Consider the following 12,860-nt stretch of genomic DNA (forward strand, 5'->3'; position numbering starts at 1 on the left):
TATATGGATAAATCACAGTGATTAATAATTTTTTATACCATATGCGCACCAGACCAGAATTGTTGATCCTGGCCTTGGTAATGATGATTATCTCCATGTTAATCATCCCGCTACCCACTTATTTAGTGGATTTTTTAATCGGACTGAATATCGTTATTTCGATACTGGTTTTTATGGGGTCTTTTTACATTGATCGCATCCTCAGTTTTTCGACTTTTCCTGCAGTATTACTGATTACCACCCTATTCAGGTTGGCTTTATCGATCAGTACCAGTCGTTTGATATTAAATGATGCCGATGCAGGTGACATTATCGCCACCTTTGGTTTGTTTGTTATCGGTGATAATTTGGTTGTCGGCTTTGTTATCTTTGCTATAGTCACTATCGTTCAGTTTATGGTGATCACCAAAGGGGCAGAACGGGTGGCTGAAGTAGCTGCACGTTTTTCTCTGGATGCGATGCCCGGGAAACAAATGAGTATTGATGCCGATCTCCGAGCCGGTGTTGTCGATGCTGAGGCCGCTAAAGAAAGGCGTAGTGTGTTAGAAAGAGAAAGCCAGTTGTATGGTTCTTTTGACGGTGCAATGAAATTTATCAAAGGTGATGCCATAGCCGGTATTATCGTTATCTTTATCAATTTTATTGGTGGTATCAGTGTGGGTGTCAGTCAACAGGGTATGAGTATGTCAAGCGCCCTGTCGACCTTCACGATGTTAACCATTGGTGATGGTTTAGTCGCCCAGATCCCCTCATTATTGATCGCCATCAGTGCTGGTTTTATCGTCACCCGGGTCAATGGTGATGGTGATAACATGGGGCGTACTATGATGAGCCAATTGTTATCTAATCCTTTTGTCTTGATGGTGACAGCGGGACTGGCACTGGCTATCGGCTTTTTACCTGGCTTCCCACTGTTTATCTTTATTATTCTTGCCGCTCTGCTTAGCGGGTTGTTTTTCTTCAAACGCCGTGCTAGCCAACAGCAAGACAAGAATAAATCCTCATCGAGTTCAAATAGCACACCAGATGACGAGCTGTTTAACGATAGCCATTCCATTGACAGTTCTTTAGGATTGATCGGTGATCTGGACAAAGTGTCTTCTGAAACTGTGCCCTTTATCATCCTGGTTCCTGCGGATAAACTGGCAAAACTAGAAAAAGAAAAACTTTGTGATCATTTACGTAGCCAATTTTTTATTGATTATGGTATTAAGCTACCTGATTTATTGTTACGGGCATCTGAGACCTTGGCAGAAAACCGTGCAGTCATCTTAATTAATGAAATCCGTGCCGATGAATTTGTGCTCCACTTTGACCGGCTCTGTGTGGTCAACAGCAGTGACGAACTGATGCAATTAAATATCAAAACAGTGGTCGATAATGGCAGTATTTGGGTCGAACCACAGGACAAAGTGTCTCTAACGAATCTCGGTTATCAACTTCGTTCTGCCAGTGAAGAACTCTACCATAGTGTGGCGGCCTTATTGTCGCGCCATGTCAATGAATACTTTGGTGTGCAAGAAACCAAAGACATGTTGGATAAACTGGAAAATAAATACCCCGATTTGATGAAAGAAGCAATGCGCCATGCCACGGTTCAACGGATCGCCGAGGTGTTACAACGCCTGCTTTCGGAGCGCATTTCCGTGCGTAACATGAAGCTGATTATGGAGTCCCTGGCTTTGTGGGCACCACGTGAAAAAGATGTGATTGCTTTGGTCGAACACATTCGCGGCTCGCTGTCACGCTATATTTGCCACAAATTTGCGGTTAATAATGAGTTACGTGCGGTGGTGTTATCGGCAGAAGTAGAAGACAGTTTACGTCAAGGAATACGTAATACTTCATCAGGCGCCTTTCTGAATTTAGAACCGGCTGCCTCTGATGAACTGATGGATTTGTTTGCCTTTAATCTGGAAAGCTTATCTATCGCTTACAAGGATCTTGTTGTGTTGTCATCGGTAGACACACGACGTTTTATTAAGAAATTTATAGAAACACGTTTCCGTGATTTGGAAGTGATGTCTTTTGGCGAACTTTCCGAAAGTGTCTCGGTCAATGTGATCAAAACCATTTAATACAGAGAGGAAAACTAAACGATGGAAAATATCGACATAGCAGCATTAGTCCGTGAAGCATTACTAGAAAACAAATGTGATCCTAGTTTATTGGGGGATTTTGATAGCCATTCCACCATTACTCTGGATTTTAAAGATTCACCCAGCATTCTGGTGAGTAAAATACAGAGAGAAGACGAACATGGCAACGCCAATGGCGAGGATGAGATTTGGGTGTGGGCACGTATCGAACATGTCAGTCCGCACGTTTTCGAACAGTGTGCAGGCAAATGTTTATGTGAATTAGGACAAAACTGCCCTTTTACACAGAGTCGTCAATTGCAAATTAATTATGTTGAAGATCAAGAAGTTGTCGAATTAAAAGCCCATATACATGTAGATTATCTGCAAAACGGTCAAGAGTTCGCCAAAGTATTAAGTCAATTTTTTGACGATATCGCAAAGTTTGTTGGGATCTACCAAGGATGAAGCCATTACGGTTGTTGCGCCACCAAGCTCACCCTCTGCGATTAGCGGGTTCCATTATTGAAGCCCGCTTATCAGATGTAAAAGTGGGTGAGATCTGTGAAATCAGACAGCATTGGTTGGACAAAGACAGGGTTGCCAAGGCGCAAGTGTTGGGTTTCAATCGTGATAGGGCCTTGCTTAGCTTAATCGGCAATGCACGCGGCCTATCACGTGAAGCGGTATTAACGCCAACCGGAGCAGGTCTGTTAGTCACCTTGAATGATTCACTTTTAGGCACGGTACTGGATCCTTCGGGTCAGGTGGTGGAACGTTTTGTTGATCAGGCTGAAGGCGCAGAGAATGATGCGATTCGGCCTATTGATGCCACGCCTCCTTCTTATCTTGATAGAGAAAGTATTCAACAACCGTTTATTACCGGCATCAAAGCCATTGATGGTTTACTCACCTGTGGTATCGGACAACGTATGGGGATTTTCGCTGCCGCCGGCTGTGGTAAAACCTCGTTGATGCATATGTTGATTGAACAAGCGGATGCAGATGTTTTTGTCATCGGTTTAATTGGTGAACGTGGGCGCGAAGTGACTGAATTTACGCAAGCCTTAGCCAAATCGGGCCGTCAACATCAATGCGTGGTGATCTATGCCACCTCCGATTTCTCTTCATTAGACCGCTGTAATGCTGCTTTATTAGCCACCACTGTCGCCGAATATTTTCGCGATCAGGGTAAAAAAGTGGTGTTATTTCTTGATTCGATTACGCGTTATGCCCGTGCGCTACGTGATGTCGCGTTAGCGGCAGGTGAAGCCCCCGCTCGTCGGGGGTACCCTGCTTCAGTTTTTGATGCCCTGCCCGCGGTACTTGAACGCCCCGGTAACACTAAAAATGGGAGTATTACTGCTTTTTACACTATTTTGCTCGAAAGTGATGATGAACCTGATCCCATCGCCGACGAAATTCGGTCGATCCTTGATGGACATATTTATTTGAGTAGAAAATTAGCGGTACAAAACCATTACCCGGCGATCGATGTACTCCGTAGTGTTAGCCGGGTATCCGGACAAGTATCGAGTCAGAAGCACTTATCGTTGGCTGCAGAATTTAGACGTCTGTTAGCCAAAATTGAAGAGCTGCAAATGCTGCTCGATTTGGGCGAATATACCCCGGGAGAAAATGCCGACAACGACCGAGCGATCAACAAACGCGATGCCTTATTACAGTGGTTACAACAGACGATGCATGAACATTCTTCTATCGATACCACTTTGCAGGCCATGAATGCGCTGGCTAAATAAAATTCGGCCCCTCTTGCGGCGTTGTGAAATGAATCAGCAACGCTATGAAAGTTTGATCCATCAGGTGGAAAGCAAAGAACGGGTATTGCGCAAAGAATATACCTCTCTTGACCTACAAAGAGAGGCTTTGCAAAAGCTACTGCGTTCACAACGGCCACAGGGGATAACCGACAGAAGCGAGCTTTATGCCATCCAACGCCGTCTATCAATATTACGTCGTCAGTTGAGCCTATTGGATTTACAGGAAGTCGAGTTAAAAGAAAAGCAACTACAATATGAAAAAGAGAAGGAGAAATTACAGCAACAACGCCAATACTGGCGGCGTAAATCAGACAAATATTTACATTGGCAGACGGTGCAGAAACGATCACAACGTCTGATTCGATTAAGGCAAGAAGAAACAGAGATGGAAGACATAATCACATGCGGCAAATAAACACAACTAAACCGGGTATAGATCCGGTGTTATCGAAATCGATCCTGGGTAATAAGGGTAAAGTCATTGAGCCCTTATTGGATAAACTTCATCAGTCAGGTAAAAACATAGACAGAAAATGGCTGACAGAATTTATCGCAAAAGAGCTTTCTCTGTCAGCTGATCCAAATCAGAAGAAACGACCGACCATGGATAAGCTCGATGAGCCGCGATTGCCTGTTGTAAGTCATGACAAAGCACCGCTACCCTTTAGCGAAGCGACCATTGCTGATAATACAAAGTCTAATTTGATGCATCAGAAAAGGGATCTTGCCGAGCTACCATCGACAAAAAGCCAGGTATTAACCGAAGAATTCGCTGCCGGTGGTCCACTGCAAGCGGAAGATATTGATATCGACGAGTCGCTGCCGCCGGCTGTCGGTCACAATAAAACACCCCTACCCTTTAGTGAAGCAACCGTTGTTGTCAATAAACAGTTTAATTTAATCGATGCGATCCGTCAGGAAATGGAGCCTGCCGAGCGACTATCGACAGAAAACCAAGTATTAACCGAAGAATTCGCTGCCGGTGGTCCACTGCAAGCGGAAGATATTGATATCGACGGGTCACTGCCGCCGGCTGTCGGTCACAATAAAACACCCCTACCCTTTAGTGAAGCAACCGTTGTTGTCAATAAACAGTTTAATTTAATCGATGCGATCCGTCAGGAAATGGAGCCTGCCGAGCGACTATCGACAGAAAACCAAGTATTAACCGAAGAATTCGCTGCCGGTGGTCCACTGCAAGCGGAAGATATTGATATCGACGGGTCACTGCCGCCGGCTGTCGGTCACAATAAAACACCCCTACCCTTTAGTGAAGCAACCGTTGTTGTCAATAAACAGTTTAATTTAATCGATGCGATCCGTCAGGAAATGGAGCCTGCCGAGCTACCATCGACACAAAACCAGGTATTAAACGAATTAGCTTCGGATTATCCACGACAGGCAGAACATATTGATATCGCTTCTCTTCTTTCACCCACTCTACTCACCCGTCAGCGACAACCGGTGGTTAAGGTGGTTAAACGTGATAAACATCAAGCGACATCGCTCAACAGCCTGTCACGGCAAGAAGGCTTGCGCAGTAATACAAGGCAGCTTCAGCCTGAAAAACCACGAGCGGATCAATTTGACAGACAACACAGACGTCCAGCGGCTGACATGTTTCCTACTGCATCACGAAGGGATTTGGCGTCCTCTACGGCTGCATTACTCAATCATACTGCGGCAAAAAATAACGTATCGGACAGGATATCATCAGAGGGTGCAACATCTGACCCAATATTATCGGAAGAAGAAAGCGCACTTTCTGTCAATCAAACGGCGCCGCTATTAACACAAGGTGCTCCCTTAACGTATAGCCAGATAACCAACCCTATACAGTCAGCGCTCAATAACGATAAATCTCAGATCACACCACATCGTGCGAGACCGTTCGGATCCTTTACTTTGCAACAACAGATGACCTTGCAAAACAACCGGCATCATCAGCCAGAAAATTATGCAACACTTCAGCCTAAAAAACAGCAGCCACTGCAATTTGATCGGCAACGCGGATCAGCGTCGACACAGTCTTTGCAGCCGGTCGACAGGCTGGCAGCAAAAAAGGATGCATCCGATCTCGCATCATGGGATAACAGTTCATCAGCTCATCCATTATCAAAAAAGGAAACAGCAAGCGCCGTCAATCGAAGCATGCAACCCTTGATACAAAGTGATCCCTTAGCAACCTCACCTTCTGGTGATAAACGGCAATCAGAAGAAGTGACTCATGCACTTCCTCTTGCTCATGGTCAAAAAATGGAGCTGCCACAGCAGACTCTCTATCAGGATCCACAGCAGTCGACTCCGCTCAAGCAGTTTGTGCAGCAACATAATAAGCCCGCTGATGTCATGGATCCAGAACAGGATGATCAGCGGTCAGAAGGGAAACAAACTGCAAGCTCAGGGAGTGTTTATCGCTTTCAAAGTTGGGGAAAAGAGCATAACGTCAGAATTATGCCACAAGAAAATACTTCACAACTGGTTTTACAGGCTTCAAATGCAACGGTGGAACAAGGTTTACGTGATCAGTGGCAACACGCCAATGATGAACGTTGGAGTCTACTCTCTGATGATCATCAGCAGCAAAAAAATAAACATGAGCAGCCACATCAAGAGCAGGATGATGAGGAAACACGGTGAGCAAACTATCATTACGTCAGCTCGCCCAGCTGCGTGAGCATCAAGCTGAAAGTCATTGGTTAGCGAGCGGGAAGATCACTCGATCAACACCTAGCAATGTTGGGGAGTTACTGGCGTTTACCGCAGACAATAGTTGGCAAGGTCTGATCAAGCTGCGCGACTGGTTTCATCATGTTGCGCCAGATTTGGCCGCTTTATCACCGCAAGCATACAGTAGCGAACAATTGCAGGCACTTTTTGCCGCCACCCCACGTCCGTTAGAATTGACAATGAAGGAATTATCTTACCAAAAATTGCAGGTTGACGGGTTAATCGAAGCACAGCAACTGCCACAACGCCCCATGCTCTGTTTAGCAACACCCAGTGGAGAAGTTTGGCTACGTAAATTACCTGATGTGGATTTTTCGCCGCCACCCACAACAGAAAAACGGCAGCTGTCCGCATTACCATTACCACTGACATTTGAAATCGGCACCAGTCAGTTAAGTCTAAAACTTTTGCGCAAACTGGCTGTCGGGGACGTCTTACTCATTACCAATAAAACACAGCGTGTTAGCACACAAGGCACAAACATCGGCCGTTATCAGCTAAATAAATTACCTGAACAACAAGGAAATTCTATCATGATTGAAAAAAATCAAGATGATCAAGAACAGTATCAAGAACCAGGCTATGAAGAAATCGATGATGACGATGATGATAATGCTGTAGTTCAGGAACAACAGAACCCAAAAAAATACGGAGCACCCAGTGATAACGAAAAAACATCATTATCGTCTTGCGCTAATATTCCTATAAAACTCACTTTTGTCTTGCACCAACAAACTATAACCTTTGAAAAACTGGAAGAAATGTACAATCAAGGACAAGTGATAACCTGTCAACCAGAAGCAGAAAAGCACATTGATATCAAAGCAAACGGTAAGCTGATCGCCCGTGGAGAATTGGTTCACCTTGATGAAACCAAAGATAAATTAGGTGTGGTATTAACAGAACTACATCATCCTGCATCATAAACGAGGTGTTATATGTCAAATGACATTTCTCTGATTGCTTTTTTGGCTTTTTCTACCTTGCTGCCGTTTCTTATTGCTTCCGGTACCTGCTATATTAAGTTTTCGGTTGTTTTTGTGATGGTCAGAAATGCGTTGGGTTTACAGCAGATACCTTCAAATATGACGTTAAATGGTGTGGCGTTATTATTATCGATGTTTGTGATGATGCCGATCGTCAAAGATGTTTATCTCAATGCAAAAAATGAAAATGTTGATCCCAGTAACGTTGAATCTGTCAGCCAATTTGTTGAAAATGGTCTCGATGGCTATCGGGCTTATCTAAAAAAATATTCCGATCCCGAGCTGACACGTTTTTTTGACAAAGCACAGGCTGATCGCAGAGAAAATGAAATCGGTATCGCACAAGAGGAAGAAACCGCATCCATTTTTGCTCTCTTGCCCGCCTATGCTTTGAGTGAAATAAAAAGCGCGTTCAAAATTGGTTTTTATCTTTATTTACCCTTTGTGGTGGTTGATTTGTTGATATCCAGTATTTTACTGGCATTGGGGATGATGATGATGAGTCCAGTGACACTTTCCGTACCCATCAAACTGGTGCTGTTTGTGGTACTTGATGGCTGGACGCTGCTTTCTAAAGGACTCATATTACAATATATGGAATTAGCGGGATAAACCCACTACAGCCTATGCCACAGCACAGTATACCGAAGTCAATACCGAGGCAAACATGAACGATCTGGTCTTTGCAGGAAATAAAGCACTGTATCTGGTGCTGATGCTAACGGCGATCCCGATTGCCGTCGCCACTATGGTGGGCTTATTGGTGGGGTTGATTCAAACCGTGACCCAGTTACAGGAACAAACGTTGCCATTCGGCATCAAATTATTAAGTGTCTCATTATGCTTATTTCTGCTGTCAGATTGGTATGGTGATACGCTATTGGCTTTTGCCCGTGAAGTATTAAGCATGGCATTAAAGCGCCCATAAACATAACCTGTGCAAAATATGCAAAATTCGCTTGTTTTCGAGATGTTTGAGTACTTAAGCGCCATGATTTTATCTTCTGCCCGGATCGCGCCGGCGTTTTTTCTGTTGCCATTTTTCAACAACAATGTACTCAGTAGCGCTATACGTATGCCAGTCACCCTGTTAGTAGCATTGGCATTGTGGCCACATGCTCCTGAAGCACGCCCCCCTTTCGACACGCTGTTATATCTTGGATTCATTGCTAAAGAAGTGTTTATTGGCTTACTGCTAGCCATCTTGATTGCCTGGCCTTTTTGGATATTACATGCCGTTGGCTCAATCATTGATAACCAACGCGGCGCAACCTTAAGTAGCAGTATTGATCCCATCAGTGGAGTCGATACTTCAGAGCTGGCGAACTTTTTTAATCTCTTTGCTGCAGCAATATTTTTGCAAGGCGGCGGCATGACGTTACTACTGGAAAGCTATGATGCCAGCTATCGTCTTTGTGATCCCTTAGGGGATTGTTCCCCTGCGTTAACGCCGTTGTTATCCATACTGACAAAACTGATGTTTCAGTCGTTGATTTTAGCCAGTCCGGTGATTGCCGCCTTGTTCATGACAGAAGCCATATTAGGATTGCTCTCACGTTTTGCACCACAGTTAAATGCGTTCTCTATCGCCATGACTGTCAAGGGAACGGTCGCTTTTTTAATTATTATGATTTATTTTTCTGCCACCCTGCCTGATACCATTATGAAAGCCGCTTTTTATCCTGATTTATTGAATCTCTGGTTTAAATAACTTTAATAATACTTGGCATTAAATTACATTTGATGACAATTAGCCGGGCTATTTTGATTATAATGGCTAAAAAAATTCAACCTGTTTTTAAGAAGCTATTCGAAATCTCTTGTGCGCGCTGTGTTTTGATCAAGTCATTCGTCAAAAACGCGCTCAACATACTCATTGACTCTCTTGCGTTATATATAAAGAGTAACTGCGCTTTTTCGCCCATTTTTTTCTCGTCTGAGCGTCGCCCAAGAAGATTTTGAATAGGCTCTCACCCAGTAAAACGCACTCATAGTCGGATAAAAAATAATATGGCAGGCAATAAAACAGAGAAACCTACGCAAAAAAAATTAAAAGATTCGGCGAAAAAAGGCCAATCATTTAAGAGTAAAGATCTGATTATTGCTTGTTTGATACTCTGCGGTGTGCAATATTTAGTTTCAATGGGTTCATTAGTTGAACTGATGGGGGCTTTCCAATGGGTGATTGCCCATAATTTTGAATACGATATTCATCGTTATGCGACAGCAGTGTTATTTATCGGGCTACAGCTCTTGCTACCGATTATTTTGCTTTGCGTTTTTGTTTCTGCTTTACCCACATTATTACAAACAGGGTTTGTCATAGCGACCAAAGCCTTAAAACTTAATCTTGGCGCAGTCAACCCCGCGAAAGGATTCAAAAAAATATTCAGTTTACGTACTGCAAAGGACGCAATTAAATCATTGTTATATCTCACTACTTTTTTTGTTTCTGCTTTAATTGTCTGGAATAACAAAAAAAGCCTGTTGTTCCAGCAATTACACGGCACTCCCTATGACATGACCGTCGTTTGGCGTGAGTTATTACAATCACTGGTATTTACCTGTCTTATTTGCATCATCATCATTTTAATTTTAGATGCGCTCGCAGAGTTCTTTTTGTATATCAAAGATCTGAAAATGGATAAGCAAGAAGTGAAGCGCGAGATGAAAGAGCAGGACGGTAATCCTGAAATTAAAGGCAGACGACGTGAACTGCATATGGAATTGCTTTCTGATCAAGTCAAATCGGATATTGAAAACTCAAACGCGATCATTACTAACCCAACCCATATTGCAGTAGGCGTTTATTTTAACCCTGATCCCGATATCCCTTCCATACCCTTGATTTCTGTTTTGGAAACCAATCAGCGTGCATTAGCCGTCAAGGCTTATGCCAAAAAAGTGGGTGTTCCTGTGATATAAAATATTCCCTTAGCACGCCGTATCCTTAAAACACATAAACGTTATTCTTTTATCAGTCTTGATGAAATAGAAGAAATCGTACGCGTTATTATTTGGTTAAGACAGGTAGAAAATGCCGGTCATTCATGAAGATGACAAATAGATTATTTTTTTAATCCGTTTTGTATAAATAAGTAAAGGCGGCTTACGCTCCATTTAATCAGCGTTTTTTGATACTTGTTGCTCTTTCTAACCCATTAGAATATGAGTCACTAGAATTATATACATTACCAAACGAGGTTAATAATTATGCCATGGCTACAATCCTTTCGTAGGAATACAGGAAAACCATCTATTGTGGGCACTTCTTATACAAAAATTAATGAAGAGAAAGGAACTGTATCTGCATTATCTCGTAAGTTCATTGCTGGAGGGCAATCAACTGAAACCCCCTCTACAAAAGAGCGAAAATCGAAGTTTTCCGGGATAAAAAAATTCTTTAATAGGATGTGTGTGTTTTTTCTAAGAGCGTCTACAAAGCCTGCGGGTTCTACAGGGCCTGTAGCTACAAAGGCTACAGAGCTTACCCAACCTACCAAGCTTACTCCTGCCGAGGAGAAAAACTTGCAGGCAATTTGCGACAGAGTAAAACAGCATGTAGAAGACAAAGATACTGCTGGATTATTCAGAAAATCACCACCACAAGATGCATTCAAAAATTTTTTGGGACGTTTAGACAAAGGAGAAGTAAAGGTGGATGAATATGATAAGCTAATCTTATCTTCAACGATCAAAGATTATATAGGTAAATTGTCACCTATTACAAAAGAAGTACTTGAGGAAATGGAAGAGAAACCTAATGAATCAGCTGTCATATTTAATAGAGCAATTACAAATATGAAGGGAGATGAAAAAGAGATATTTAAGACATTGATGAAAACTATAGATCATTGTTACGATAAGGCACCCGATAATGATAAGGCACCCGATAATGATAAACAATTTAATAAATCGTGTCTATATAACATTATAGGTATGCCGCTTTTTAGTAAATGCGAAGTAACATTCGAAAAAGTTAAACGCTATCCTGAACTAGTGAAAACTCTGTTGGAAAATAGGGCATCTGCAAACCGGGATAATGAGTCAGAGGCAACAGAGCCACTGACAGCTAATACTAATGAACAACTTATTGATGCACTTATTGGTGGATTATCCAGATCTGGCCAGCCACCTCTTCAGGCTGAGACACCGGATCACGTTATTAAATCTGCTCCGACAGTAGAAGGACCAATCATCCCTGAATTTGAAAACATTAAACATAATGCTAGAATGTATTTAACGTCAATACAAACAGACCAGCAAATCATTGAAGAAAAGAAAGAATATATAGAAGAAAAACAAGCAGAGATACTCACTAAAAATCTTTCAGAAGATGAATCGACTATAGATGACCAGAAAAAGGAAATGCAAAATATTCATGAAAGCATTACTAGAAATGTTAAAGAAATGGAGAATATTAAAACAGAAATAGAAAAATCTGAAAAAAAAGCCCGATCATTTATGAATGAAAAAAAAGACGTGTCTAAGGACATCATCGACAGGCACATTGCTAACGCAAAAAGATCCCTGGATAGAATTCGCACATTATTCTCTGAAAATGAAGAAAAATATAAAAAATTACATAGTATTAAAAACAAAGTAAATACTAGATTGACAGAGTTAAGCTTAGGTAACAGCTTGCGTAACAGAATAAAGACTATTATGGATGGATTTGAAAAAATTAAACATGATGCCACAAAGCATTCAACGTCAATACAAACAAAACAGAAAAGCTTTACAGAAGAGATACAAAAAATAGAACAAAACCGCAAAAAAATAGAACAAAAAAAGATAGAATCAGAAAAGAAACTAGAAAATCAACTAGAAGCTATAGAACAAGAAGATAAAAAACTAGAAGAACTAGGATCAGAAGAGAGAATAAAAAGGCTACTAGCTAGCAAGCTTTCAAGAAATACATCGACCATAGATGAAAAACTAACGACTATAGATAAAGAACTAACGATTATAGATAATGATCTAAAAGAAAGGCAAAAACTTCTTATAATCGCCACTAACGAGGATAAAAAAATAGAGAGTGTTATGAAAAAAATAAAAGAATTTGAAAAAATAGCCGAATTATTGATAACTGATGAGGGCATCGACCACGTGGCTAAAGCCGACAGATCTCTGGCTGAAATTCACGAATTACTAGAGAAACATAAGAAAAATTACGCGGCTCCAGCAGCATAACTGATTCCAACCGGGAAGTATTCAACATCCCGTGTCAGCAGAACTGGCTAAATAATAATTTAGCCATCAAATCTTCCTTGAAGTAAATAACG

General features: G+C 41.9%; 10 protein-coding genes and 1 pseudogene. All 11 read left to right on the top strand.

The annotated features are described in order from the left end of the window. Positions 1-41 precede the first annotated feature (41 nt). The 11 genes and pseudogenes from AAHH42_RS08610 to AAHH42_RS08660 all read left to right on the top strand — a co-directional run bounded on the left by AAHH42_RS08610 (position 42) and on the right by AAHH42_RS08660 (position 12,768). On the top strand, positions 42-2,078 hold the full coding sequence (locus AAHH42_RS08610; protein ID WP_342222044.1) for an EscV/YscV/HrcV family type III secretion system export apparatus protein: 2,037 nt from the start codon (positions 42-44) through the stop codon (positions 2,076-2,078). A gap of 21 nt (positions 2,079-2,099) precedes the next feature. Then, positions 2,100-2,546 (top strand): hypothetical protein, encoded by a 447-nt coding sequence (gene spaK, locus AAHH42_RS08615; protein ID WP_072549595.1) that lies wholly within the window; start codon positions 2,100-2,102, stop codon positions 2,544-2,546. Then, positions 2,543-3,838, top strand: a complete 1,296-nt coding sequence (gene sctN, locus AAHH42_RS08620) for a type III secretion system ATPase SctN (RefSeq protein ID WP_072549596.1) — start codon at positions 2,543-2,545, stop codon at positions 3,836-3,838. Before spaK ends, sctN begins: the two co-directional genes overlap by 4 nt. A 28-nt stretch (positions 3,839-3,866) precedes the next feature. Continuing rightward, positions 3,867-4,274 carry a type III needle complex assembly protein gene (locus tag AAHH42_RS08625; RefSeq protein ID WP_240313734.1) on the top strand — a complete coding sequence of 136 codons (408 nt, stop codon included), beginning with the start codon at positions 3,867-3,869 and terminating at the stop codon, positions 4,272-4,274. Next, entirely contained in the window at positions 4,262-6,499 is a 2,238-nt protein-coding gene (locus AAHH42_RS08630; protein WP_342220918.1) for a type III secretion system needle length determinant, SpaN/EivJ family, read from the top strand. Before AAHH42_RS08625 ends, AAHH42_RS08630 begins: the two co-directional genes overlap by 13 nt. Further along, entirely contained in the window at positions 6,496-7,515 is a 1,020-nt protein-coding gene (sctQ, locus tag AAHH42_RS08635; protein ID WP_342220919.1) for a type III secretion system cytoplasmic ring protein SctQ, read from the top strand. Before AAHH42_RS08630 ends, sctQ begins: the two co-directional genes overlap by 4 nt. Before the next feature lie 12 nt (positions 7,516-7,527). Further along, positions 7,528-8,187, top strand: a complete 660-nt coding sequence (locus AAHH42_RS08640; RefSeq protein WP_342220920.1) for an EscR/YscR/HrcR family type III secretion system export apparatus protein — start codon at positions 7,528-7,530, stop codon at positions 8,185-8,187. Positions 8,188-8,242: 55 nt separating this feature from the next. Next, complete coding sequence (locus AAHH42_RS08645; RefSeq protein WP_342220921.1) at positions 8,243-8,503, top strand: EscS/YscS/HrcS family type III secretion system export apparatus protein; 261 nt, start codon at positions 8,243-8,245, stop codon at positions 8,501-8,503. 42 nt (positions 8,504-8,545) lie between these two features. Continuing rightward, a complete protein-coding gene (gene sctT / locus AAHH42_RS08650; protein WP_254052005.1) occupies positions 8,546-9,286 on the top strand; it encodes a type III secretion system export apparatus subunit SctT in 741 nt (246 codons plus the stop codon). Positions 9,287-9,585: 299 nt separating this feature from the next. Further along, positions 9,586-10,629, top strand: a pseudogene (locus AAHH42_RS08655) (EscU/YscU/HrcU family type III secretion system export apparatus switch protein). A 159-nt stretch (positions 10,630-10,788) separates the two neighbouring features. After that, entirely contained in the window at positions 10,789-12,768 is a 1,980-nt protein-coding gene (locus AAHH42_RS08660) for a hypothetical protein (RefSeq protein WP_342220922.1), read from the top strand. The last annotated feature ends 92 nt before the right edge of the window (positions 12,769-12,860 follow it).

Source organism: Candidatus Fukatsuia endosymbiont of Tuberolachnus salignus, assembly GCF_964030845.1.
Taxonomy (GTDB): Bacteria; Pseudomonadota; Gammaproteobacteria; order Enterobacterales; family Enterobacteriaceae; genus Fukatsuia; species Fukatsuia symbiotica.